The organism is Halomonas sp. 3H (assembly GCF_024206005.1).
In the GTDB taxonomy this organism is placed as follows: domain Bacteria; phylum Pseudomonadota; class Gammaproteobacteria; order Pseudomonadales; family Halomonadaceae; genus Halomonas; species Halomonas campaniensis.
Window position 1 is genome coordinate 579,546 of sequence record NZ_CP100360.1, and the last position, 23,238, is coordinate 602,783.

Consider the following 23,238-nt stretch of genomic DNA (forward strand, 5'->3'; position numbering starts at 1 on the left):
AGCATAAGATGGTTTATGCGGCGCCGCTCATGTGGGACCGGAGCGTGCCGAGGGCAGCGCCACGCCGGAAGAGGGCAACCCTCACGCGATGCCGGCCGCGGTGCGCGGGGCGGAGAGCCACGCCTGCAGGATGCCGCTGCCGAGAATCAGCAGGCAGCCGGAGAGCGCCAGCGGCCCGAGCGACTCGCCGAACAGGGTCCAGCCGAAGATCACCACCGCCACCGGCTCGCAGTAGGCCAGGGTGCCATAGAGCGCCGTGGGCAGGCGGCTGATGGCCATCACCGCGCACAGCAGCGCCACGAAGCCGGGCAGGAAGCCGGCCGCCAGCAGCCAGGGCCACTGCCAGGCGGCGGCCGCCAGCCCCTGGGGCTGCCAGAGGGCGAACGGCAGGATCACCAGAGCGCCGACCGCGAGCTGCCAGAAGGCGCAGCTCCGGTCGTCCAGGTGCAGGGGCAGCCGTCGGTTGCAGAGGATGAAGCCCGCGTAGGCGAGCATGGCCAGCAGTCCGAAGCCCATGCCGATGGCGTCGCGGCCGCCGTCCACGTCGAGCCGGAACTCCTGCATCATCGCGAAGCCCAGCAGGGCAGTTGCGATCAGCCCCGTCTGGCGTGCGCTCAGGCGCTCGGCGAACAGGAAATGGGCGAGCACCGAGGCGAACACCGGGGCGAGATAGACCATCAGGATGGCGTTGGCCATGCGCGTGTAGTTCATCGCCTGCACGTAGCACAGGATGAAGGCCGCCAGCAGCGCACCGCTCAGCACCACGCCGCGGCCCGGCAGGGTGCGCAGCCCGGCCGCGCGGCCGGTGAACAGCAGGTAGGCGAGCAGGAACACGGCGCCCAGCCCCAGGCGGTAGAAGGTGATGCTCTCTGCCGGTAGCCCGGTGATGCGCGATATGACCCCGATGGTGGCCATGCCCACTGCGGCGACGACCGCGAGCAGCAGGCTGCCGAGGGCAGGGGAGGGGGCTGGGCTGCCCATGCGGGCGCTCATGGTGTGGGGCTCATGATAGGTGGGTCATGGTGGCGTGGAGAGACGCGGCAGGATACCCGGCTCCCGGGCGTCGGCCAACCCATGGCTCCCCTCTATCGGACCGATGTTGTACAAGTTACCTGGAGATGTGAAAGCCTATCGGGAAGTCACTCTTCAATCAGGAGGTCATATGAGCCAGGACACCGACTACACCCCGCCGAAGGTCTGGACGTGGGAGCGTGCAAGCGGCGGCAAGTTCGCCAGCATCAACCGGCCGGTGGCCGGCCCGACCCATGACCGGGAGCTGCCGGTAGGCCGCCATCCGCTGCAGCTCTACTCCATGGGCACGCCCAACGGGGTGAAGGTCACGGTGATGCTGGAGGAGCTGCTGGCGCTGGGGCACACCGGTGCCGAGTACGATGCCTGGCTGATCCGCATCACCGAGGGGGACCAGTTCGGCAGCGGCTTCGTCGAGGTGAACCCCAACTCCAAGATTCCGGCGCTGATGGACCACACCACCCAGCCGCCCACCCGGGTCTTCGAGTCAGGGGCGATCCTGCTCTACCTGGCCGAGCGCTTCGGCGAGTTCTTGCCGAGCGATCATGCGGCTCGCACCGAGACCCTCAACTGGCTGTTCTGGCAGATGGGCAGCGCGCCCTACCTGGGCGGCGGCTTCGGCCACTTCTACGCCTACGCGCCGTTCCCCATCGAGTACGCCATCGACCGCTTCACCATGGAGACCAAGCGCCAGCTGGACGTGCTCGACCGCCGCCTGGCCGAGGCGCGCTTCCTGGGCGGCGACGCCTATACCCTCGCCGATATCGCCAACTGGGCCTGGTACGGCCAGCTGGCGCTGGGGCGTCTCTACGATGCCGGCGAGTTCCTGCAGGTTCAGGAGTACCGGCACGTGCAGCGCTGGGCCCGGGAGATCGACGCGCGCCCGGCGGTGCAGCGCGGCCGCATGGTCAACCGCACCTTCGGCGAGCCCGGGATGCAGCTCCACGAGCGCCACGACGCGGGCGACTTCGCCACCCGGACCCAGGACAAGCTCGCCCCCGTGGAGTAGCGGCGCGCCTCAGCGCAGCGCCACTTCGCCCAGCGCCGCCGTCAGGCGCTCGATCAGCTCGCCCCGGTGGAGTGGCGGCGCGCCTCAACGCAGCGCCACCGTGCTCAACGCCGCCGTCAGGCGCTCGATCAGCTCGCCGCTGTGGCGCCAGAAGTGCCAGTAGAGGGGCACCTCCAGCACCTGGCCCGGGGCGATGCTGGCCAGTTCGCCGCGTTCGACCCACGGCTCGGCCTGCATCAGCGGCACCATGCCGTAGCCCATGCCGGCGCGGGCCAGCGCCACGAACCCCTCCGAGGAGGGGCAGAGGTGGAAGGGGAAGGCGCCGCGATAGCCGCACTGGGCCAGGAAGCGGTGCTGCAGCTGGTCGTGGGGGCCGTAGACGATGGCCGGGGCGTGGCGGAATGCCTCGGGCGTCGGGCCCGCCGGGAAGTGGCGCCGGCGATAGGCCGGCGTGGCCAGCGGACGGTAGGTCATGGTGCCCAGCGCCACGCAGCGGGCCCCGGCGATGGGTTGGGGGCTGGCGCACAGGCAGGCGGCCACGTCGCCGTCGCGCAGCCGGCGCAGGCCCACGTCCTGGTCCTCCACCACCAGGTCGATCAGCAGTCCCTCCTCCCGGCAGAGCGGCCCTACCGCCTCGGCCCACCAGGTGGCCAGGCTGTCGGCATTCACGGCGATCCGCAGCCGCGGCGAGGCGCTGTCCAGGGTGGGCAGCGCCCGGCGCAGGTCGCGCTCCAGCAGCTGCACCTGCTGGATATGGTTGAGCAGCCGCTGGCCGGCGGGGGTGGGGGACAGCGCCGGCGCCCGCACCAGCACCGGCTGGCCCAGGCGCACCTCCAGCGCCTTGATGCGCTGGGACACCGCCGACTGCGACAGCCCCAGGGCATCACCGGCGCGCTCGAAGCCGCCGCACTCCACCACCGCCGCCAGCGCCTCGAGCAGCTTGTAGTCCAGCATCCGTCTCGCTCCCGCGAAGGTGTGCCTCGATCATAAGCAGAACTGATGTGGCATTAACAGGATGATTTTTGCGTATGACGGTCGCCGGGTAGGCTGGCCGCCACTGGAGACCGATGGCGGAGGAGGCAAGATGCTGGAGAGCTACCTGACGGGCCTGGTGGTCTGCGGCGGGATCATCGTGGCGATCGGCGCGCAGAACGCCTATGTGCTGGGGCTGGCGACGCGGCGCCAGTACCACTGGTGGTCGGCGGGGCTGTGCATGGGGGCCGACCTGGCGCTGCTGGCGCTGGGGATGTTCGGGGTCAGCGCGCTGCTGCTGGCCATGCCGGCCACCCTGGAGGCGATGCGCTGGGCGGGGGTCGCCTTCCTGGGCTGGCTGGCGTTCCATGCCCTGCGGCGGGCGCTGACCGGCCGCCAGGGGCTGGGCCTGGCCGGTGGCGAGGTGCGCGGCCTGCGCCAGGTGGTGCTGGCTACCCTGGCGGTGACCCTGCTCAACCCGCAGGTCTATCTGGACACGCTGCTGCTGATCCCCGCAGTCGGCGCGCAGCAGGACAGCGCGGCGACCTTCCTGGCCGGCGCGGGCACGGCGTCGGTGCTGTGGTTCAGCCTGCTGGCGTGGGGCGGGGCGGCGCTGTCGCCGTGGCTGTCGCGGCCGGTGGCGTGGCGGCTGATCGACGGGGCCATCGGCATGATGATGGCCGCCATCGCGCTGAAGCTGGCCACGGGGCAGGGGATCCCCGTGGCCTGAGGGTCAGTTGACCATGGTGACCATCACCGGGGCGACGCCGCGGTTGAGCATGCCCAGCTCGCGGGCCGCGCGCTTGGAGAGGTCGATGATGCGGCCCTTGACGAAGGGGCCGCGGTCATTGATCACTACCGTGACCTCGCGACCGGTATCGGGGCGGGTCACTACCACCTCGGTGCCGAAGGGCAGCTCGGGATGGGCGGCGGTCAGCGCGTTCTGGTCGAAGGGCTCACCGCTGGCGGTGGCACGGCCCTGGAACTTGTCATGGTAGAAGGAAGCGTAACCCTCCTGAGTCTCGGCGCTGGTGTCGTGGGCCTTTACGCTGGCCGCAGTGCCGAGGGTCAGGAGGCCTGCCAGGCAGCAGGCCGCGAACGTTCTCGATCGGGTTCCCATCGGGAAATCCTCATGGTTCTCGCTGTTGCGTCGTGCGCATGCATCGATGCGATGAGGGGCCGGGGCCCAGGTTGACTGGGCAAATTTTAACCGCCGCCGCGGTGCAGCACAACCCTTTTGAGATCGGCTTTTGGAGATCGGCGAAGATGGGCACACATTGGCGACATTATGGCCGCCATGTGGCGGAGGTAGGCCAGGGGTCAGTCGTTGCCCGCCCCGGCATGCAGGCCGCTGGCGATCAACTCGTCGGCGATGGCGCGGGAGGCCAGAGCGAACTCCACCCGCGCGGCTTCCAGGGCCGCGAGATCCCGCGAGGTAGCATCCCGTTCCAGCCGGTCCAGCCGCGTCTTGGCCTCGGCCAGCCGGCGACCCAGCTGCGGGTTGAAGCCGAAGCAGGCGGGGGGCATGTCGGCCGGGGGGAGCAGCTGGTCGACCAGCTCTTCGGCCAGTTCCACCGCCACTGTCGAGATGTTCATGGCGCTCACCTCTCTGGGTCGCCGGGCGTCGGGGAGTCGCCCATTCAATTCTTTGAATAGAGCCGAGCGGCATGAGTGTCAAAGGATATTTCGAGACCGGGCCTCAACGAAAACACCCCATCCGGCCAGGGCGGGATGGGGTGCGGTGACTGCGGGGCTTGCCCTCAATGGCGCTGTTCTGCTTCCTCTTCCTCGAACAGCTCCGCCTTGGCGTCGCGCATGACGTTCTCGCAGGCGGCCTGGTGGGCAAGCTGGGTGAGCAGGCTCTGGGTCACGGCGAAGCCCTTGCCCAGGCAGGTATCGATCTCTTCTCTGCTCACCGCGGGGGTTACGTTGCAGTCAATCTTGATCGTTCTTCCGCCGCCATCGAGCCTGTCGGCGAATCCTCGCAGCTGCCAGGCGATCCGCTCCTTCAGGCTGGCTGATTCTTCCGCGCCTTCGTTTACGCTAAACGTGCACCGCCACTCAGGTTTGTAGACCTTCATGTGAACCTCCCGTGCTGGCTTGGAATGAATGATCGATCGTGTATTCTGCTCCGTGACTGATGGTGTTGCGCCATCAGCATACCGACTTTCCGCCGCCGCTGCAGGATCTATCGGCGTCGGCGGCATTCCATCCCCTTTCGTCAGGAGAGTGCCGAGATGGCAAGCGTCTATACCCGCATCATGCAGGGCGAGCTTCCGGGCCACTTCGTCCACGAGGATGACCGCTGCGTGGCGATCATGACCATCCAGCCGATGAAGCCCGGCCACGTACTGGTGATCCCCCGGGAGGAGATCGACCACTGGGATGACCTGCCGTCCGACCTGGCCGATCACCTGATGGCGGTCTCCCGGCGGGTGACCAAGGCGATAAAGCGCGCCTTTCCCTGCAAGCGGGTGGGGCTGCTGATCGTCGGCCTCGAGGTGCCCCATGTGCATATCCACCTGACGCCGCTGGATGCCATGGAGGATATCCGGGTGGTGGGGCTGGACATGGCGCCCGCCGAGGAGCTGGCCGCCGCCGCCGATAAGATCCGTGCGGCCCTGGACTGACAGCGGCGCCCCAGGGGGGCCGAATCGTGAGCGTGGGCCGAATCCACAGCGGCAGACAGGAGGCGGGATGAGCGGAGGCATCGGGAACCATCGGGGGAGTCGGGCGGGGCGCCTGCTGCTGGCGGCAGGGCTCGGCCTGCTGGTCAGCGGCTGTGCGATGCTGGCGCCGTCGCCCCCCCAGGACCAGAGCAACATCTGCGAGATCTTCCGCGAGCAGCCGAGGTGGTACGACCATGCCCGGGCATCGGAGCAGGCGTGGGGCACGCCCATCGCCACCCAGCTGGCCTTCATCCAGCAGGAGTCGTCGTTTCGCAGCCACGTCCGCCCGCCCCGCAAGCGCTATCTGGGCTTCATACCCGGCCCGCGCCCCTCCTCGGCCCGGGGCTATGCCCAGGCCCAGGACCCGGTCTGGGGCGAGTATCGCGACGAGGCCGGCGGCACGCTGGCCCGGCGCACCCACATGAAGCACGCCACCGACTTCATCGGCTGGTACAACGCGCGCACGCGGCGGCAGACCGGGATCTCCCTGCACAACCCCGAGCACCTCTACCTGGCCTACCATGAGGGGGCGGGGGGCTATCAGCGCGGCAGCTACCGCGGCAAGCCCGCCGTCCAGCGGGCGGCCAGCCAGGTCGCCGCCCGGGCCAGCCGCTACCAGTCGCAGCTGGCCTCCTGCGAGGCCGAGTTCCGCTGCCGGCGCTTCTACCAGGTCGGGCCCTTCTGCCGGGGGTGACGCCCAGGGTGTTGTCTGGCGATGACGCGCCGACGGCCGCGGCCTCAGGGTGCCGGGGCAGAGGTCTCGTTGGCCGCCAGCGCCACGCCGATCACGTCACGGTAGTTGCGGATGCGCTGAACGAAGTGCACCGGCTCGTAGCCGCGCGCATAGCCGTAGCGGGTCCCGGGGTAGTAGCGCTTGTCGGCCTTGAGCGGCAGCACCTCCTGCATGTCGTCCCAGGAGTCGGGGTTCTTGCCGAGCTCCCGGGCCAGCTCGCGGGCATCCAGCACGTGGCCGCGGCCGATGTTGTAGCTGGCCAGGGCCAGGTAGGTGCGGTCGGGCTCGGGGATCTCCTCGGGCAGCCGCTGGTGGCGGTCGGCGAGGTAGCGAGCCCCGGCGTCGATCGCCTGGGTCGGGTCCAGGCGGTTCGTCACGCCCAGCGACTCGGCGGTGTTGCGGGTCAGCATCATGATGCCACGCACCCCGGTGGGTGAAACCGCCTGGGGATCCCAGTGCGACTCCTGGTAGGCCAGGGCGGCCAGCAGGTCGGCGGGAATGCCGGTGGCGCGCTCTGCCATGGCGAAGTCCGCCAGGAAGTCCGGCAGCCGCTCGTCGATGCGCCGGTTGAGTGCCCGCAGGTCGACGAAATCGAACTCGTCGATGTAGCCGTAGTAGCGGCTCTCCACCTCCTCGATCGCCGTTGCCGCCTCGGCGGTTCCTCGCCAGTCGTGGGCCTGCTCGGCCAGTGCCGGCTGGTCGGCGGCCAGGTACCAGCCCAGCCGGTCGCCGCTGGTCAGGTTCAGCGCGACCTCCAAGGCCGGGTAGTGGCGTCGTACCACCCGCACGATATTCGAGTCGGCCAGGGTGCAGCCGAGTTGCTGCTCGGCCACGGCGGCCAGCAGCATCTCGGTGGTGCGCGGGTCCTCCTCGAAGGTGATGCCGCTGTGTTCGTTGACCAGCGAGGCGAGCTTGTCGGCGTAGCTGGAGGCCGCCGTGACCCGAATCTCCACCTCCGCCATCTGTTCCACGCTGCGCGGCAGCGGACGAGACTCCCGATGGCAGACCAGCTGCTCGACGATCGGGGTGTGTGACGGCCCTGGCAGGAACCGCGAATCGCGGGAGGGCAGGTGGGTCAGGCCGGCGGCGGCCAGGTGTACCTCCCCCGCCTCCAGCGAGGCGAGAACATCGGCAACGGCATCATGCACCGTCCACTCGACCTGCCAGCCCCGCGACTCGGCGAAGCGGACGACCAGGTCGTGCTCGGGCCCGGCGGGGGCCTCGTCGCGATCCAGGTACCAGGTGGTGGCCGCGTTGCGGGTGGCGACCCTGAGCGTGCCGCTCTCCTCGGGAGCGGCGAGGCGTGGCGCTTCCTGGCCGCAGCCGGCGAGCAGCAGGCCGGCCAGGCCGAGGGGGAGCAGCAGGGCGGCAAGTGGCCTCATGGCGTGTCGCATGGGCAAGGGCAACCTCCAGCGGGGTTCACGCTCACCCTACCAGCCGGGGGGTGGCGCGCTTCAACGCTGCCCCGTCGGCGGTGCCCGCCGTGATCCGCTACGCTGAGACTCATCTGCCGCCTGCCGGGCGGCACCCCGCCGCGGACCGGAGAGCGCCATGCATGACCTCGAGAACGACCACGACCGTTACGCCTATCCCCACCGGGTGCTGCACTGGCTGGTCGCCCTGGTCCTGCTGCTGTCGCTGGCCACGGGCCTGACCCTCGGCTATCTGGGCTTCGAGGGGGCCATGGAGCGGCTCGGCCGCACCCTCACCGACCTGCTCTACACCTTCCACAAGACTTTCGGGGTGCTGATCCTCGGGCTGATGCTCGCCCGGGTGGTGACGCGGATCGTCTTCGTGGTGCCGGTCCATGAGCCGCCCCTGCCTCTCTTCCAGCGGGTGGTCAGCAGCGCGGTGCACCACCTGCTCTACCTGGCCCTGCTGGCCATGCCGGTGCTGGGCTGGCTGGCCACCGCCAGCGGCGGCTTTCCGGTCCAGTTCCTGCACTGGAACCTGCCCGGCCTGATCGGCCGCAACGATGCCCTCTCCGAGCAGCTGTTCCTGTGGCACGGCCGGCTGGGCCTGGCGATCCTGGCGCTGGTGGCGCTGCATGTCGCCGGGGCGCTCTTCCACTGGCTGATCCGCCGGGACGGGGTGATGAAGCGCATGAGCCTGTTCTGAGGCGGCGCCTGCTTCATCGGATGGCGCCCCGGCCGGTGATTCGCGGCATCACGGGATCTCCCTCCACCCCTCGTGGGCGCAGCTGCCGCAGCGGTAGAACGCTTCAAAGCCGCCATCGGCGCTTTCGCGGATCGAGCCTTTCTGGAAGTGGAAGCTGCGCAGCGAGCAGACCGGACAGCGCTCCACCTCGTCGCGCGGCGCCCGGGGGGCCGGCCGCTGCCGGTCCGGCTCGCCGCCCGCGGGCGCCGCAGCCTCTGCCATGAGCCGGTCGAGCTCGGCGGAGAGCTCGGCGGCCAGGGCGCGGGCCTCCCCCTCCTTGTCGCGGCCGGCCATGTCGGCCAGCTCGATGATCCGTGACTTGAGGAATGTCAGCCGTGACACGGTGTCGGCCATCGCGGGCCCTCCTGAGGGTCGTTCGTGGTTGGCCCCTTGAGCATAGCCCCAAGGGGCTCAGGGGATGGCATCGGACTGGATCGCCAGCCAGATCACCAGCTGATCGCGCAGCTCGTCGGCGGCCGGCTGGGCCTGGGCCAGGATCTCGTGGATGCGGTTGAAGTGCAGCAGGCGCACGCCCTGGGCCTCGGGCCGGAGGTAGACATGGGGCGGCGCATGGCGCACGGTCTTCGCGGTCAGCGACTGCTGCATGATCTTGAAGGTGTTGAAGAGCATGTCGGTGACGCCGGGGGGCTCATCGTCATCCGGCTGGCGGCTGCCGGTGACGTCCACGGCGATCACCAGGTCCACCTCGCCCTGGAGCAGGTCGAAGGGCAGGGGGTTGGAGGTACCGCCGTCGATCAGCAGCTGCTCCCCCCGGGTCACCGGGGAGAACAGCCCCGGCACCGCCATGCTGGCCTCGATGGCCGGAAAGAGCCGCCCCTCGTCGATCACCACGCTTTCGCCGGTCCAGTAGTCGGTGGCCACCACCGCCAGCGGAATCCGCAGCTCCGCGAAGCGGCGCACCTCGGTATGGCCGGCCAGGAAGCGCAGGAAGCCGCCGGAATCCAGCAGCCCGCCATCGCTCAGGCCGATCTGCAGCAGGTCGGCCAGGTCCAGGTCCGAGCCGGCCAGCCCCGACAGGGCATCCAGCGGGGAGCCGGCGACATCGTCGAAGATGTCCTGGATCTCGTCGGCGGAGAGTCCCGCCGCATAGAGCCCGCCGATCACCGCGCCGATGCTGGTGCCGGTGATGCGGTCCGGCACGATACCCAACTCGTCGAAGACCCGCAGCATGGCGATATGGGCCAGGCCGTTGGCCCCGCCGGAGCCCAGCGCCAGGCCGATGGTGGGGCGCGGCGGCCGCTCGTCGGCGGGCAGCGGTATCGGCAGCAGCAGGGCCAGGCACAGCACCCCGCCAGCCAGGGCGCGCAGGCGGGTGGCGGACAGGCGGCGAGGCGCCGGGACGGAAGCACGCATCATGCTCTCCTGATGGAACGGTGGCTGTCCGCCACTATCGCACAGCAACCGGGCGCCGCCCACGGGCGGCCATGGCGCGGGCCTTGCCAGTGCGGCGGCTCGGGGCCATGGTTGTGGAAGAGCCCCGCCACCTCGAGTCTGCCATGGCCGTTCCCGCTCCGCCTTCGCCGCCTCCCGCCCCGGATCCCGACGCCCGGCCCCCCGCGCCGTCGAACGGCCAGCCGCCGCCCGCCGGCACGCCCCGCCAGCAGTGGCTGCTGTTCGTGTGGATGGCCTTCGTGATCCTGGTGATGTTCCACTACCTGGAGGGCACCCAGCGTCAGGCGCGGGTCGAGCTGACCTATTCCGATTTCCTCGAGGCGGTGGACGCCGGCCACGTCGACGAGGTGACGCTGCGCGGCCAGTCCCTGGAGGGGCGCTTCAGCGACTCGGGCCGGCTGGACCTCGACCTCGGCGAGGCCGAGGCCTTCTCCACGACGCGGCCGGACGTGGAGAGCGAGCGCCTGCTGGAGCGCCTGGAGAGCCACGGGGTGCGGATCGCGGCGAGGCCCAGGGATCCCGCGCTCTGGCAGCGCCTGCTGGTCGGGGTGGTGCCCTGGCTGCTGATGCTGGCGCTGCTGTTCTGGTTCTGGAACCGCATGCAGGAGCGCCTGACCGGCGGCGGCGGCACCTTCGGCATGGGCCGGTCACGGGCCCGGCTGGTGGAGCCTCAGCAGAGCAAGGCGCGGCTGGCCGACGTGGCCGGCTCCGAGAACGCCAAGCGCGATATCCTCGAGGTGATCGAGTTCCTCAAGGAGCCCGCGCGCTTCCAGGCGCTGGGCGCCCGCATTCCCCGCGGCATCCTGATGATGGGCCCGCCGGGCACCGGCAAGACGCTGATGGCCAGGGCGGTGGCCGGCGAGGCGGGGGTGCCCTTCTTCAGCATCAGCGGCTCGGAGTTCATCGAGATGTTCGTGGGGGTGGGGGCCTCGCGGGTGCGCGACCTCTTCCGCCAGGCCAAGGAGAAGGCGCCCTCGGTGGTGTTCATCGACGAGATCGACTCCATCGGGCGCACCCGGGGTACCGGGGTGGGCGGCGGCCACGACGAGCGCGAGCAGACCCTCAACCAGATACTGGCCGAGCTGGACGGCTTCGAGGGCCACGAGTCGGTGGTGGTGCTGGCCGCCACCAACCGTCCCGACGTGCTCGACCCGGCGCTGCTGCGTCCGGGGCGCTTCGACCGCAAGGTGACCCTGGAGAATCCCCACCGCGACGCCCGCGAGGCGATCCTCAAGGTGCATACCCGGCGCATGCCGCTGGCCGCCGACGTGGACCTGGCGCGACTGGCCGAGATCACCATCGGCTTCTCGGGGGCGGATCTCGCCAACCTGGCCAACGAGGCGGCGCTGCTGGCCGGGCGGCGGGATCGGACCGACCTCGACTGGGCCTGCTTCGTCGACGCCCGCGACCGGGTGATGCTGGGCGAGGAGCGCGACTTGGGGCTCTCCGAGCAGCAGCGCCGCGTGGTCGCCTACCACGAGGCGGGGCATGCGCTGCTGGCCCACCTGCTGCCCCACGCCGACCGGCTGGAGAAGGTCACCATCCTGCCCCGGGGGCGCACCCTGGGCGTCACCGCCCAGGTGCCGGACGAGGAGCGGGTCAACTACAGCGAATCCTGGCTCCACGACCGACTGACGGTGATGTTCGGCGGCCGGCTGGCCGAGTCGATCGTCTTCGGCGAGGTGAGCAGCGGCGCGGAGAACGACCTGGAGCAGGCGACCTACCTGGCGCGGCGCATGGTGGCGCGCTGGGGCATGAGCGAGCGCATCGGTCCGGTGGCGCTCTCCCAGGGTCAGGAACATGCCTTCCTGGGGCGCGAGATGACCCAGCTGCGCGAGCACAGCGAGGCCACTGCCGGCCTGGTGGACGAGGAGATTCGCCGGCTGCTGGGCGAGATGGAGGCCCGGGGGCGCCGGCTGCTGGAGCAGCACCGCGTGGCGTTGGACGCGCTGGCCGCGGCGCTGGAGACGCGCGAGACCCTGGAGGGCGATCAGATCCGCGAGGTGCTCGAGGCTGCCGATGCCGCCCGGCTGCCGGTGCGAGCCTGAGGGAAAGGCCCGCGAGACCGCCCGGGCACCTGGCCCGGGCAGGGCTCAGTCGCCCGGCCCACACTCCATGCAGCGCTCGGTGATCGCCGGGCCCTGCTGCAGGTTGGCATTGAGGTCGCGCAGGCCGCCGCGCAGCCCCTCCTCGAGCACCGGGTGGTACCAGGGCATGGCGAGCATCTCGCTGACGCTGAGCTTCTGCTCCAGGGCCCAGGCCAGCAGGTGGGCCATGTGCTCCACCCGCGGGCCGAACAGCTCGGCGCCCAGGAACTGGCCGGAGCCGTGCTCGCCGTAGAGGCGCATCAGCCCGCGGTTCTGGCGCATCACCACCGCGCGCCCCTGGTCCTCGAAGGAGGCCTCGCCCACGGCCAGGCAGTCGCAGCCGCCCAGGCGCTTCTCCAGGTCGGCATGGCCCGCGCCCACGGTGGCCATCTGCGGCTCGGTGAAGACGATGGCCAGCGGCACGTTGCGCCGCCCGGCGCGCACCTCGGGGAAGCGCCCGGCGTTGTCGCCGGCGATGCGCCCCTCGCTGTTGGCCTCGTGAAGCAGCGGCAGCGCCTGGTTGGCGTCGCCGGCGATGAAGACATGGCCGGGGTCGTCGCCTTCGGCCAGGCACTGCAGGGTGAAGCGGTTGAAGCGCGGCACGCCCTTGTCATCCAGCGCGAGGCCCGCGTTCTCCAGGCCCAGCCGGTCGACGTTGGGGCGCCGGCCGGTGGCGGCCAGCAGATAGTCGAAGCGCTCGGTGAGCGTCTTGCCGCTGTCGCGCTCGACGAAGGTGATCACCACGGCATCGCCGTCGCGCTCGATGCTCTCCACCTTGGCGTCGGGGTCGACGTAGAACTCCTCGTTGAAGGTGCGATCGGCGTAGTCCCTCACGACCTCGTCATGGAAGGGGCCCAGGGCGCCGCCCACGCCGAACATCCGCAGCCGCACGCCCAGCCGGTGGAGCGCCTGGCCGAGCTCCAGGCCGATCACTCCGGGGCCGAACACCGCCACGGATTCCGGCAGGTCCTCCCACTCGAAGACGGCGTCGTTGGTGACCAGGCGGTCGCCGGCGGCATCGAACATCGAAGGCCAGGTGGGGCGCGAGCCGGTGGCGATGACCACGGCGCGGGCGGTCACTCGCGTGTGCTCCCCAACGACCAGGGTATGCGGGTCCTCGAAGCAGGCGTGGCCGGTGAGACGGTCCTCCTCGGGGATGCGCTTCATCGACGTGAAGACCCGGCCCACGAAGCCGTCGCGCTCCTCCCTGACCCGCGCCATCACCGCGCGGCCATCCACCTCGACGCCGCTCACACGGATGCCGAAGCCGCCGGCATCGCGGGCCTGGTGGGCCGCCTCGGCGCCGGCGATCAGCAGCTTCGACGGCATGCAGCCCACCCGGGCGCAGGTGGTGCCGTACTCGCCCCCCTCGATCAGTACCACGCTGTCGCTGTGCTTGCGGGCAGCGTGCCAGGCGCTCAGGCCGGCGCTGCCGGCGCCTATGATGGCGATATCGACCTCACGGTGCTGCATCGGGCTCTCCTCGGTGTCATCCAGGGTCTCGGTTCATCCACTATGGCACAGGGTGGGGGCGTATCGCCGAGACCCGACGGCGACGTCTTGACGCAGGACAAGTCACAGGGGGTCAGGCCGCCAGGCGCAGGCCGAAGCCGATCAGCAGCGAGCCGAAGGTCCAGCGCTGAAGCCGCGCCTTCAGGGGGCTGCCGGCGAACCAGCGCTGCAGGGCGGCGCCCAGGGTCGCGTAGCCGGCATCGAACAGCAGGCCGATGGCCACCAGCAGTGTCCCGAGCAGGGCGAACTGCAGCAGCACGGGCCCGCGGTCGGGATGCACGAACTGGGGCAGCAGCACCGAGCAGAACAGCAGCGACTTGGGGTTGAGCAGGTTGGTGAGAAGCCCGCGGCGCCAGGCCAGGCGGTGGCTCGCCTTGCTTAGCACCGTTCCGTCCGGGGCCTCCGGGAGCGGTTCGGTGGGGGCGCGCAGCAGCTGCAGGCCGATCCAGGCCAGATAGGCGGCACCCGCGTAGCGCACCGCATCGAAGGTCCAGGGGGCGGTGATGAACAGCGTGGCCAGTCCCAGGGCCGCCAGGGCCACGTGCAGGCCACGGGCCACGGCCAGGCCCGCGGCGGTGGCCAGCGCCCGGGAGCGCCCCTGCAGGCTGCCGGTATGCAGCACCAGCAGCATGTCGGGGCCGGGCAGCAGGTAGACCGCCGCCAGGGCGACGATGAACAGCCAGAGCTCCATGGGGCGCCTCCTGCCGTGGGCGAAGGTGTGTTAGGGGTAATGACGCCAGTCTAGCGCCAGGGGGCAGGGCAGGTCCTTGCAAGATTGGCCGATTTATCGGCTATAGTTGGCACTTACTGCCATCCAATGAGCCATGGGTAACAGAAAATGCCAAATCGACGGCTGGATGCCATTGACCGCCGAATCCTGGCCGCGCTGCAGCGAGACGCCCGGCTGACCAACGTCCAGCTGGCCGAAGAGGTGAGCCTCTCGCCGTCGCCCTGCCTGCGACGGGTGCGCCAGCTTGAGGCGGCGGGGTTGATCCGCGGCTATCACGCCGAGCTGGATCGCGGTGGGGTGGGCTTCGGCCTCACGGTGTTCGTCGGCATCAAGGTGGAGCGCCACCACGAGGCCCAGGCCAACGCCTTTCGCGAGGCGGTGGTCGCCCTGCCGGAGGTGGTCTCCGCCCATCTGGTATCGGGGGAGTCGGACTTCCTGCTGCAGGTGGTGGTGCCGGACCTGGCGGCCTACGAGCGCTTCCTCACCGGCACCCTGCTGCGGCTGCCCGGGGTCACCGACATCCGCAGCAACTTTGCCATCCAGACCGTCAAGGCCCACGGGCCCCTGCCCGTGGAGAGGCTGGCGGAGGCGGGCGGCGAGGTGCCGGCCCCGCGGCAGCCGTGACCCCCAGCCGCTCGCGCCCCCGGCGGCGCGCCACCCGGCAGTCGGTATCTGCAGCGTGCCGGGCAGCTTTCTGCTATCCTGCAGGCCTTCCGTCTTCCCGCTTCCCCGGCCCATGCCGTCCGGCCTTTGCTGCTCTTCATTGTCGGCCCCGGCCGTTATCGACCCCGGTTCGCTCGCTGTCGCCGGCGCCCCCTATTTGTCTGCAGGATGTTCCCTTGTCTGATTCCTCCCCCGATGCCGCCTTCGCCGCGCTGCCGCTGGCACCGGAGCTGCTCGACAACCTCGCCTCCCTGGGCTTTGCCGCCATGACGCCGATCCAGGCCGAGAGCCTGCCGCCGATCCTGGCCGGTCGTGACGTGATCGCCCGGGCGAAGACCGGCTCCGGCAAGACCGCGGCCTTCGGCCTGGGGCTGCTTTCGCGGCTGGACCTGGCGAGCTTTCGGGTGCAGGGGCTGGTGCTCTGCCCGACCCGGGAGCTCGCCGACCAGGTGGCCGGCGAGCTGCGCCGGCTGGCGCGCACCCTGCCCAACGTCAAGGTGCTGACCCTGTGCGGGGGCGCCCCCTTCGGTCCCCAGCTCGCCTCCCTGGCCCACGGCGCGCACCTGGTGGTGGGTACCCCGGGTCGGATCGAGGAGCACCTGCGCAAGGGCTCGCTCGCCCTGGACGGGCTTTCGACCCTGGTGCTGGACGAGGCGGACCGCATGCTCGACATGGGTTTCCAGGCGAGCCTCGAGGCGATCGTCGCCGAGACCCCGGCTTCCCGCCAGACGCTGCTGTTCAGTGCCACCTTCTCCGACGCCGTGCGGCCCGTGGCCGCGGCGCTGATGCGCGAGCCAGTCACCGTGGAGGTGGCCGAGACCCATGACGCCGGCAGCATCCACGAGCGGGTCTACCGGGTGGGGGATGGCGACGAAGCGCGCCTGGAAGGACTGTGCCGTCTGCTGCTGCACTTCCGCCCGGCCTCAAGCGTGGTGTTCTGCAACACCAAGCGTGAGACCGACGAGGTGGCCCAGGCGCTGGAGGCGGCGGGTTTCAGCGCCCTGGCGCTGCACGGCGACCTGGAGCAGGCCGACCGCGACCGGCTGCTGGTGCTCTTCGCCAACCGCAGCGCCTCGCTCCTGGTGGCCACCGACGTGGCGGCCCGCGGGCTCGACATCGCCGAGCTGGACGCGGTGTTCAACTATCACATCGCCCGCGACCTGGAGGTACATGTGCACCGGGTCGGGCGTACCGGCCGGGCCGGCAGTGCCGGCATCGCCTGCACCCTGGTCGGCGAGGGCGAGGCCTACCGGCTGGAGCGCCTGACCGACTTCCTCGGCGAGCCCCTCGAGGAGGCCACGCTGCCGCCTCGCTCGGTGCTCGCCCGGGAGCCGCTGGTGCCGCCCATGGCCACCCTGCAGATCGGCGCCGGCAAGAAGCAGAAGGTGCGCCCCGGCGATATCCTCGGCGCCCTGACCGGCGAGGCGGGGCTGGCCGGCGACCAGGTGGGCAGGATCAAGGTGCTGGCCAACAGCGCCTACGTGGCCGTGCGGCGCGAGGTGGTCGACGAGGCCCTGGAGCGCCTGATCAACGGCAGAATCAAGGGGCGCAGCGTGCGCGCCCGGCGGGTCGGCCGGTGAGGCGCATCGGCCAATTTCGGGAGAAGAGATGAAGATACCCAAGCGACTGCAGCCGCTGGTGGACGACGGCCTGATCGAGGCGGTCGAGGGCCAGCTGATGAGCGGCAAGGAGGCCCAGGTCTACTTGGTGCGCTCCCACGGCGAGCGTCGCTGCGCCAAGGTCTTCAAGGAGGCCAAGCAGCGCAGCTTCAAGCAGGCCGTGCAGTACCAGGAGGGCCGCCGCGAGCGCAACAGCCGCCGCTCCCGGGCCATGGCCAAGAAGACCCGCTATGGCCAGAAGGAGCAGGAGCAGGCCTGGCTCAATGCCGAGGTCGACGCCCTCTACCGGTTGGCCGCCGCGGACGTGCGGGTGCCCAAGCCCTACGGCTTCATCGATGGCGTGCTGCTGATGGAGATGATCGCCGACGCCGAGGGGCTGACCGCCCCGCGCCTGGACGATGTCACCCTGAGCGCCGAGCAGGCCCGCGAGTCCTACGCCAAGATCATCCGTGACGTGGTGAAGATGCTGTGTGCCGGCCTGGTGCACGGGGACCTCTCCGAGTTCAACGTGCTGCTGGCCGCCGACGGCCCGGTGATCATCGACCTGCCCCAGGCGGTGGACGCCGCCGGCAACAACAGCGCCCAGTGGATGTTCGAGCGCGACGTGGACAACATGCGCCGCTACTTCGGCCGCTTCGCCCCGGAGCTGCTGGCCACCGACTACGGCAAGGAGATCTGGGCGCTCTATGAGGCGGGCGAGCTGCATCCGGAGAGCGAGCTGACCGGCTGCTTCGTCCACGACACCACCCCCGTGGATGTCGACGACCTGATGACGGTGATCGACGACGTGCGCGACGAGGAGGCCTATCGCCGGGCGGCCCTCAACCGCGGTGACGAGCCCGGGGTGGAGGAGGCCGCCGAGGAGTGGCGGGAGTCCCAGCGCGAGCGTTGAGCCCCGTGCTGCGGTGATCGGCGGGCAGCGCCAGGGCGGATCTGCCATCATGGCGTCATCGGCCGGCCAACGGGGAGAGCATCGATGCGACTGCAACACGTCACCTGGCAGGAGGTGGAAGCCTACCTGGCACACTCGACGGGCATCATCCTGCCCATCGGCTCCACCGAGCAGCACGGGCCCAACGGCCCGGTCGGCACCGATGCCCTCTGCCCCGAGGCGATCGCCTGGGCGCTGGGCGAGCGCCACGGGGTGCTGGTGGGCCCGACCCAGGCGATCGGCATGGCGCAGCACCACCTGGCCTTTCCCGGCAGCCTGACCCTGCGGCCGAGCACCCTGGTCGCGGTGCTGCGCGACACCATCGAGTCGCTCGCCCACCACGGCTTCACCCACATCTTCTTCCTCAACGGCCACGGGGGGAATATCGCCACCGTGAACGCGGCCTTCGCCGAGGTGCTCGCCGAGCGCAGCCTGGGCCGCGAGGCGGTCGGCGAGCTGCACCTGCGGCTCTTCAACTGGTTCGCCGGCCGCCGCGGCCGCGAACTGGCCGAGTCGCTCTACGGCGAGGCCGAGGGTTCCCACGCCACCGCCTCCGAGGTATCGCTGGCCTGGCACGCCGCCCCCCAGACGGTGAGGGAGGTCAGCATGTCGCCACGCCGTGCGCCCGCCGGCAGCGCCCAGTGCGATGCCCATACCTTCCGCCGGCGCTTCCCCGACGGGCGCATGGGCTCCGACCCCTCCCTGGCCAGCGCCGAGCACGGCGCACGCTTCCTCGAGGCGGGCGTCGAGGACGCCTGGGAGGCCTACCAGGCGTTCGTCGCCGGCCGCTGAACCCCTGCACGCATCGCCCACCGGAACCCGCCCCTCGGCGGGTTTCTGCTATCGTGGCCTGCCATTTTCACGACGGCGATCCCCGCCCAAGGAGACCACCATGCCCATCGTCACCATCCAGCAGTTTCCCCGCGACCTGGAGCAGAAGCGCGAGCTGGCGCGACGCATCACCGAGGCCTTCGAGGAGGTCTACGGGGCCCGCCCGGAGTCCGTGCAGGTGTTCTTCCAGGAGGTGGACGGTGATCACTGGGCCCGCGGCGGCGTGATGGGCTGCGACATCGCCGGGGACTGAGCAGGACCCGCCTGCCAACCCGGCTGCCCTGGGCTAGGCTTTGAGGCGGGAGCGGGCTGCCATCGGCCCGAATGAGCCTACCGGGTGGTGGATGCCGCCCTGCACGCCATCGCGAAATGGCAAAGGAGAGAACCATGAGCAAGCGGACCTATTCCCTGGCCCTGGCGCTGGGGCTTGCCGGCAGCGCGCTGCTGGCGGCCCCGGCCATGGCGGAGCTGGAGCGCGTCTCGGCCGCCGAAGGCGCCGAGGTCTACCTCATCTCGCCGGAGGATGGCGCCACCCTGTCGAGCCCGGTGACCGTGCGGATGGGCCTCAAGGGCATGGGCGTGGCGCCGGCAGGGGCCGACCTGCCGGATACCGGCCACCACCACCTGCTGGTGAACATGCCGCTGGAGGAGGTGGACCTTGACGCGCCGCTGCCCTTCACCGACCACACCCGCCACTTCGGCGGCGGCCAGACCGAGGGCAACCTGGAGCTGGAGCCGGGGGAGTACACCCTGCAGCTGCTGTTCATGGACTACCGCCACGTCAGCTTCGACCCGCCGCTGGTTTCCGACGTCATCACCGTGACCGTGGAGTAGCAGGGGGCCGTCAGGCGCCGCGCAGGCGGCTGACGGCCATCACCCCCAGGGCGCCGACCAGGGCAAGACCGATCACCGCCAGCGACCCGCTCAGGCTCTCCATCATTCCCGGCGCCACCAGCATGGCCACCCCCAGTGCCAGCATCACCATCCCGCCGATCAGCTTGAGCGTACGGCCGTGGGTCTCCTGCATCCGGCCGATGCGCAGGGTCACGATGGCCACCGCCAGCACCAGGATCTCGTCGAGCAGGTAGACCAGCAGGTAGGCGGCCAGCAGGCCGGCAAAGGCGGCTCCCTCGACCCCGGCCTCGGCCAGCAGCGAGCTCCAGACCACCGGAAAGCCGGCGGTGCAGGGCAGCTCCACCAGGGCCACGCCCCCGGCCAGCACCACGGTGACCAGCAGGGTCACGGGGAGCGGGCGTTCGCGGCGCACCGCCCGGCTGCCGCGATAGATGCGGGGCTTGAAGCGCTCGGGAATGCTGAAGGAGACGCCACGGTGCAGGGCGAAGTAGTCCTTGACGTTGACGGCGCCGAAGGCGAGGGCGAACAGCGCCACCGCCAGCTGGATGCCGGCCAGGTGCCGGGCCACCGAGAGGGCGGCGAACAGGCCGGTGATGAAGAGTCCGTAGAGGGCGGCGGTGACCAGCAGGAAGGTGCCGCCCACCGCGGCGGTGCGCGCCCGGGAGCCGCTGCCGAGGATCATCGCCAGCAGCACGGTCAGCACCCACAGCGAGCAGGGGTTGAAGCCGTCCACGAAGGCGATCATCAGGGTGGCGAAGAGCATCGACTCCCCGGCCAGGTCGACGCGCCCCAGCGGCCCCAGATCGAGCCGCCAGCGGGAGGCGTCTGCCGCTGGCTCTGCGGAGAGTCGTGCCTCGAGGGTCTCGGCAATGGCCGGCGAGAAACCCACCCACACTTCGTCGTTCAGGATAAAGGTGGGCACGGCGTTGGGGGACTCGCCGCGCTCGGCCATCATGGCGAGGAAGCGGGCGCGTCCGGCCGGATCCTGCACCACCTCGACGCGGCGCACCTCGAGGGTGGGCTGCGCCTCCTCCAGCCGGTCCAGCCAGGCGGCGGCCTCGCGGCAGAAGGGGCAGTGGTCGCGCCAGAAGTACCAGAGCACCTCGCTCTCGCTGGCGGAGGGTGTCGGGGTCGGCGCGGCCGGCTCGGCCTGGGCCCGAGGGGCGGCGGCCAGCAACAGGATGAGCGCCAGCACCCCGGCCAGCAGCGCGACGAGCCGGCCGGGAGCGGCGCGCTCCAGGGTGAATGCCATGACGGTCAGGGCCTCCTGACGACCGTCGCTGCCGGATGGCGATCCCGCCACAGGCAGGCGAACATCCACAGGAACACCGGCACGTTCATCAGCAGGCCGTAGAGCAGCGGCACCAGGCCGATGGCCGGCTGCTGCAGCAGCACGAAGGCCACCATCATCGCCACCCCGGCGTTCTGCACGCCCACCTCCACGGTGATGGCGCGCACGCTGTCGTGGGGCAGGTGCAGCCGGCGGGCGACCCGGTGGCCCAGCAGCATGCTCGAGAGGCAGAGCAGCAGCACGGCGAGGGTCTCGAGGCTGACCAGGGACGGCAGCCGTTCGGCGTGGCTGGCGAAGAGCGCCACCACCACCGAGATCATCGCCACCCCGGTGAACCCCTTCACCCCGGGCAGCACCACCGCCAGCCAGGGCCCCGGCAGGGCCTGGCGCAGCAGCATGCCCGCCAGCACCGGCAGCAGGGTGACCAGCAGCAGCTGGCCGACGGTCTGCCAGTAGGGCAGCGAGAGACCACCGCTGGCGAGGCCCAGCAGCGTCAGGTTCCAGCCCATCACCAGCGGCAGGGTGAAGGGCGCCAGCACGGCGGCGATGGCGGTCAGGGTGACCGACAGGGCCAGGTCGCCCTGGACCAGATAGCTGAACATGTTGGAGGTGGCCCCGCCCGGCACCAGGGCCACCAGCAGCAGGCCGGCCGCTGCCAGGGGCGGCAGGGGGAGCAGCAGCACCAGCGCCCAGGCCAGCAGCGGCAGGGCCAGCATCTGCAGGCCGGTGCCGAGCAGCACCCGGTGAGGGTGGCGCCAGGTGCGGATGAAGTCGGCCCCGGTCAGGCTGAGGCCCATGGCCATCATCACGCTGGCCAGCACCCAGGGCAGTGCCACCTGGGACAACCAGGCTGCGGACATCCTTATCTCCTTGCAGGCAGGTGAGATACGCCACAGAGTATGCCCCATGTCATGCGCCGCGGCGACGGGCGGCGGCGCGCTCAGGGAGGGGGTCGATGACCGCGGCGGCGAGCCACAAGGTGAGGGTCTGGGGGCAGACGCTGCGCCCGCGCACGCTGCCCGCCGCGGTGGGGCCGGTGCTGCTGGGCCAGGCGCTGGTGGTGCCCGGCCACTTCGCCTGGCCGACCGCCGCGCTCTGCCTGGCCTGCGCGCTGGCGCTGCAGCTGGCGGTCAACCTGGCCAATGACCTCTTCGATGGCCTCTCCGGCGTGGATCAGGCCGACCGCCTGGGGCCCACCCGCGCCCTGCAGGCGGGCTGGCTCAGCGCCGGCGAGCTGCGCGCGGGCCTCGCCGTGACCCTGGGCGTTGCCGTCGCCACGGGGCTCTGGCTTGTGCTCTTCGGCCACTGGCTGCTGTGGGGGCTGGGCGGCCTGGCGCTGCTCGGCGTGCTCGGCTACAGCGGTGGCAGGCGCCCCTACGCCAACCGGGGGCTGGGGGAGGTCGCGGTGTGGGGCTTCTTCGGGCCGGTGGCGGTGCTGGGCAGTCTGCTGGCCCAGCAGAGCCCGATCACCCGGGAGGCGGTGGCGGCGAGCCTGCTGGTGGGCATGCCGGTGGCTGCCATCCTGGTGGTCAACAACCTGCGCGACCGCCATACCGACGCCCGCGCCGGCAAGATCACCCTGGCGGTGCGCATGGGGCCGGGCGCCACCCGGCGACTGTTCGCCCTCCTGACAGCAGGGCCGCTGGCGGCCACGCTGCCGCTGGGGCTGGCCGCCTGGGCCTGGAGCGCCTGGGGTGTCACGGGCCTGGCGGCGCTGGGGCTCGCGCGCGAGATGCGCCGCCGCGACGGCGCGGCGCTCAATGGGCTGCTGGGCCTGACGGCGCTCTACTCCCTGATGATGGCCCTGTGGCTGGGATTGCGCCTGGCGGCAGGGAACGGCTGAGCTTCGCTCGGTCACGAACGGGCGCGGAAGGAGGCAAACGATGCTGCTGCGCTGGTTGGTGGGGATCGCCCTGGTCTACCTGCTGGTGGTGGCGCTGGCCTGGGCCTTCCAGGAGCGGCTGCTCTACCTGCCGCACATGGGCCGCGAGCCCATCGGCACCCCGGCCGATCGCGGCCTGGCCTGGTCGCCGGTGACCCTCGAGACCGAGGACGGCCTGGCCCTGGACGCCTGGTGGCTGCCCCACGAGCGGCCCCGAGCCAGCCTGCTCTTCCTGCATGGCAACGCCGGCAACCTCTCCCACCGCCTCGACTCTCTGGCGCAGTTCCATCGCCTGGGGCTCTCGGTACTGATCCTCGACTATCGCGGCTACGGGCGCAGCGAGGGGCGACCCTCCGAGGAGGGCCTGGCGCTGGATGCCCGGGCCGGGTGGCGCTGGCTGCGCGAGGCGGCCGGCCTGGCGCCGGAGGAGATCGTGCTGTTCGGCCGCTCCCTGGGGGCCGCCGTGGCCGCCGAGCTGACCATGACGTTGGAAGCAGAGGGGCTCGAGGAGGACGGGCCGGCGGCGGTGATCCTGGAGTCGCCCTTCCGCTCGGTGCCCAAGCTCGGGCAGCGCCTCTACCCCTTCCTGCCGGCGCGCTGGCTGGCGCGCGTCTCCCATGACACCGAGGCTCATGTCCAGGGCGTCGAGGCGCCGCTGCTGGTGATCCACAGCCGCGACGACGAGATCATCCCCTTCAGCGAGGGGGAGGCGGTCTACCGGGCGGCGCGTGACCCGAAGCGGCTGCTCGAGATCCGCGGCGGCCACAACACCGGCTTCCTGGAGAGCGAGCCGGACTACTCCGCGGGGATCGACGCCTTCCTGACGGAGCTGGCGCACCTGCCGCGGCGCTGATG

The 23,238-nt window shown here is 70.9% G+C and carries 26 protein-coding genes; 14 read left to right on the plus strand and 12 right to left on the minus strand.

All coding sequences use genetic code 11. The annotated features are described in order from the left end of the window. Nucleotides 1-81: 81 nt before the first annotated feature. Nucleotides 82-993 carry a DMT family transporter gene (locus NFC98_RS02825; protein WP_254276657.1) on the minus strand — a complete coding sequence of 304 codons (912 nt, stop codon included), beginning with the start codon at nt 991-993 and terminating at the stop codon, nt 82-84. Nucleotides 994-1,162: 169 nt separating this feature from the next. On the opposite strand from NFC98_RS02825, the gene yghU reads away from it, so the two are divergent. Beyond that, a complete protein-coding gene (gene yghU, locus NFC98_RS02830) occupies nt 1,163-2,038 on the plus strand; it encodes a glutathione-dependent disulfide-bond oxidoreductase (protein WP_254276658.1) in 876 nt (291 codons plus the stop codon). An 84-nt stretch (nt 2,039-2,122) separates the two neighbouring features. Here yghU and NFC98_RS02835 read toward each other — a convergent pair whose 3' ends face one another. Further along, nucleotides 2,123-2,992, minus strand: a complete 870-nt coding sequence (locus NFC98_RS02835) for a LysR family transcriptional regulator ArgP (RefSeq protein WP_254276659.1) — start codon at nt 2,990-2,992, stop codon at nt 2,123-2,125. Between the two features lie 130 nt (nt 2,993-3,122). Here NFC98_RS02835 and NFC98_RS02840 point away from each other — a divergent pair, with 130 nt between their 5' ends. Beyond that, entirely contained in the window at nt 3,123-3,740 is a 618-nt protein-coding gene (locus tag NFC98_RS02840) for a LysE/ArgO family amino acid transporter (RefSeq protein WP_254276660.1), read from the plus strand. A gap of 3 nt (nt 3,741-3,743) precedes the next feature. Here NFC98_RS02840 and NFC98_RS02845 read toward each other — a convergent pair whose 3' ends face one another. From NFC98_RS02845 to NFC98_RS02855, 3 genes are all read right to left on the minus strand, one after another. Beyond that, nucleotides 3,744-4,130, minus strand: coding sequence for a septal ring lytic transglycosylase RlpA family protein (locus NFC98_RS02845; protein ID WP_254276661.1), 387 nt, complete (start codon nt 4,128-4,130; stop codon nt 3,744-3,746). A gap of 200 nt (nt 4,131-4,330) precedes the next feature. Further along, nucleotides 4,331-4,606 carry a hypothetical protein gene (locus NFC98_RS02850; protein ID WP_254276662.1) on the minus strand — a complete coding sequence of 92 codons (276 nt, stop codon included), beginning with the start codon at nt 4,604-4,606 and terminating at the stop codon, nt 4,331-4,333. 164 nt (nt 4,607-4,770) lie between these two features. Then, a complete protein-coding gene (locus NFC98_RS02855; protein WP_254276663.1) occupies nt 4,771-5,091 on the minus strand; it encodes a hypothetical protein in 321 nt (106 codons plus the stop codon). Between the two features lie 156 nt (nt 5,092-5,247). On the opposite strand from NFC98_RS02855, the gene NFC98_RS02860 reads away from it, so the two are divergent. Both NFC98_RS02860 and NFC98_RS02865 read left to right on the plus strand, forming a co-directional pair. Further along, complete coding sequence (locus tag NFC98_RS02860) at nt 5,248-5,640, plus strand: HIT family protein (RefSeq protein WP_254276664.1); 393 nt, start codon at nt 5,248-5,250, stop codon at nt 5,638-5,640. A gap of 67 nt (nt 5,641-5,707) precedes the next feature. Then, entirely contained in the window at nt 5,708-6,373 is a 666-nt protein-coding gene (locus tag NFC98_RS02865) for a lysozyme-like domain containing protein (protein ID WP_254276665.1), read from the plus strand. Between the two features lie 44 nt (nt 6,374-6,417). Here the strand turns inward: NFC98_RS02865 and mltF are convergent, their stop codons facing one another. Beyond that, nucleotides 6,418-7,794, minus strand: coding sequence for a membrane-bound lytic murein transglycosylase MltF (gene mltF / locus NFC98_RS02870; RefSeq protein WP_254276666.1), 1,377 nt, complete (start codon nt 7,792-7,794; stop codon nt 6,418-6,420). 169 nt (nt 7,795-7,963) lie between these two features. Here mltF and NFC98_RS02875 point away from each other — a divergent pair, with 169 nt between their 5' ends. Further along, nucleotides 7,964-8,530: a cytochrome b gene (locus NFC98_RS02875; protein ID WP_254276667.1), complete on the plus strand. Its 567-nt coding sequence runs from the start codon at nt 7,964-7,966 to the stop codon at nt 8,528-8,530. A gap of 48 nt (nt 8,531-8,578) precedes the next feature. On the opposite strand, the gene NFC98_RS02880 is transcribed toward NFC98_RS02875, so the two are convergent. Next, nucleotides 8,579-8,923: a hypothetical protein gene (locus NFC98_RS02880; protein WP_254276668.1), complete on the minus strand. Its 345-nt coding sequence runs from the start codon at nt 8,921-8,923 to the stop codon at nt 8,579-8,581. Nucleotides 8,924-8,980: 57 nt separating this feature from the next. Then, nucleotides 8,981-9,943 (minus strand): patatin-like phospholipase family protein, encoded by a 963-nt coding sequence (locus tag NFC98_RS02885; RefSeq protein WP_254276669.1) that lies wholly within the window; start codon nt 9,941-9,943, stop codon nt 8,981-8,983. 143 nt (nt 9,944-10,086) lie between these two features. Between NFC98_RS02885 and ftsH the strand changes: the two genes are divergently transcribed. Beyond that, nucleotides 10,087-12,030 carry an ATP-dependent zinc metalloprotease FtsH gene (ftsH, locus tag NFC98_RS02890; RefSeq protein WP_254276670.1) on the plus strand — a complete coding sequence of 648 codons (1,944 nt, stop codon included), beginning with the start codon at nt 10,087-10,089 and terminating at the stop codon, nt 12,028-12,030. A gap of 45 nt (nt 12,031-12,075) precedes the next feature. Here the strand turns inward: ftsH and NFC98_RS02895 are convergent, their stop codons facing one another. Continuing rightward, on the minus strand, nt 12,076-13,542 hold the full coding sequence (locus NFC98_RS02895) for a dihydrolipoyl dehydrogenase (protein ID WP_254276671.1): 1,467 nt from the start codon (nt 13,540-13,542) through the stop codon (nt 12,076-12,078). Nucleotides 13,543-13,654: 112 nt separating this feature from the next. After that, entirely contained in the window at nt 13,655-14,272 is a 618-nt protein-coding gene (locus NFC98_RS02900) for a LysE family translocator (RefSeq protein ID WP_254276672.1), read from the minus strand. Nucleotides 14,273-14,419: 147 nt separating this feature from the next. Here NFC98_RS02900 and NFC98_RS02905 point away from each other — a divergent pair, with 147 nt between their 5' ends. The 6 genes from NFC98_RS02905 to NFC98_RS02930 all read left to right on the plus strand — a co-directional run bounded on the left by NFC98_RS02905 (nt 14,420) and on the right by NFC98_RS02930 (nt 19,189). Next, nucleotides 14,420-14,935, plus strand: coding sequence for an Lrp/AsnC family transcriptional regulator (locus tag NFC98_RS02905; RefSeq protein ID WP_254276673.1), 516 nt, complete (start codon nt 14,420-14,422; stop codon nt 14,933-14,935). Nucleotides 14,936-15,150: 215 nt separating this feature from the next. Next, nucleotides 15,151-16,554, plus strand: coding sequence for an ATP-dependent RNA helicase DbpA (dbpA, locus tag NFC98_RS02910; protein WP_254276674.1), 1,404 nt, complete (start codon nt 15,151-15,153; stop codon nt 16,552-16,554). Between the two features lie 28 nt (nt 16,555-16,582). After that, nucleotides 16,583-17,485, plus strand: a complete 903-nt coding sequence (locus NFC98_RS02915) for a PA4780 family RIO1-like protein kinase (protein ID WP_254276675.1) — start codon at nt 16,583-16,585, stop codon at nt 17,483-17,485. Nucleotides 17,486-17,569: 84 nt separating this feature from the next. After that, a complete protein-coding gene (locus NFC98_RS02920; protein WP_254276676.1) occupies nt 17,570-18,316 on the plus strand; it encodes a creatininase family protein in 747 nt (248 codons plus the stop codon). A 100-nt stretch (nt 18,317-18,416) separates the two neighbouring features. Continuing rightward, the gene (locus NFC98_RS02925; RefSeq protein ID WP_254276677.1) at nt 18,417-18,608 is read left to right on the plus strand and encodes a 4-oxalocrotonate tautomerase family protein; all 192 of its coding nucleotides are present in this window, start codon (nt 18,417-18,419) and stop codon (nt 18,606-18,608) included. Between the two features lie 134 nt (nt 18,609-18,742). Further along, nucleotides 18,743-19,189, plus strand: coding sequence for a DUF4399 domain-containing protein (locus NFC98_RS02930; protein WP_254276678.1), 447 nt, complete (start codon nt 18,743-18,745; stop codon nt 19,187-19,189). A gap of 10 nt (nt 19,190-19,199) precedes the next feature. On the opposite strand, the gene NFC98_RS02935 is transcribed toward NFC98_RS02930, so the two are convergent. Continuing rightward, a complete protein-coding gene (locus NFC98_RS02935) occupies nt 19,200-20,462 on the minus strand; it encodes a hypothetical protein (protein WP_254276679.1) in 1,263 nt (420 codons plus the stop codon). A 5-nt stretch (nt 20,463-20,467) separates the two neighbouring features. Beyond that, nucleotides 20,468-21,361, minus strand: a complete 894-nt coding sequence (locus NFC98_RS02940; RefSeq protein WP_254276680.1) for a bile acid:sodium symporter family protein — start codon at nt 21,359-21,361, stop codon at nt 20,468-20,470. Between the two features lie 95 nt (nt 21,362-21,456). On the opposite strand from NFC98_RS02940, the gene menA reads away from it, so the two are divergent. Both menA and NFC98_RS02950 read left to right on the plus strand, forming a co-directional pair. Beyond that, nucleotides 21,457-22,344 carry a 1,4-dihydroxy-2-naphthoate octaprenyltransferase gene (gene menA, locus NFC98_RS02945; protein WP_254276681.1) on the plus strand — a complete coding sequence of 296 codons (888 nt, stop codon included), beginning with the start codon at nt 21,457-21,459 and terminating at the stop codon, nt 22,342-22,344. 40 nt (nt 22,345-22,384) lie between these two features. Next, nucleotides 22,385-23,236: an alpha/beta hydrolase gene (locus tag NFC98_RS02950; protein ID WP_254276682.1), complete on the plus strand. Its 852-nt coding sequence runs from the start codon at nt 22,385-22,387 to the stop codon at nt 23,234-23,236. The last annotated feature ends 2 nt before the right edge of the window (nt 23,237-23,238 follow it).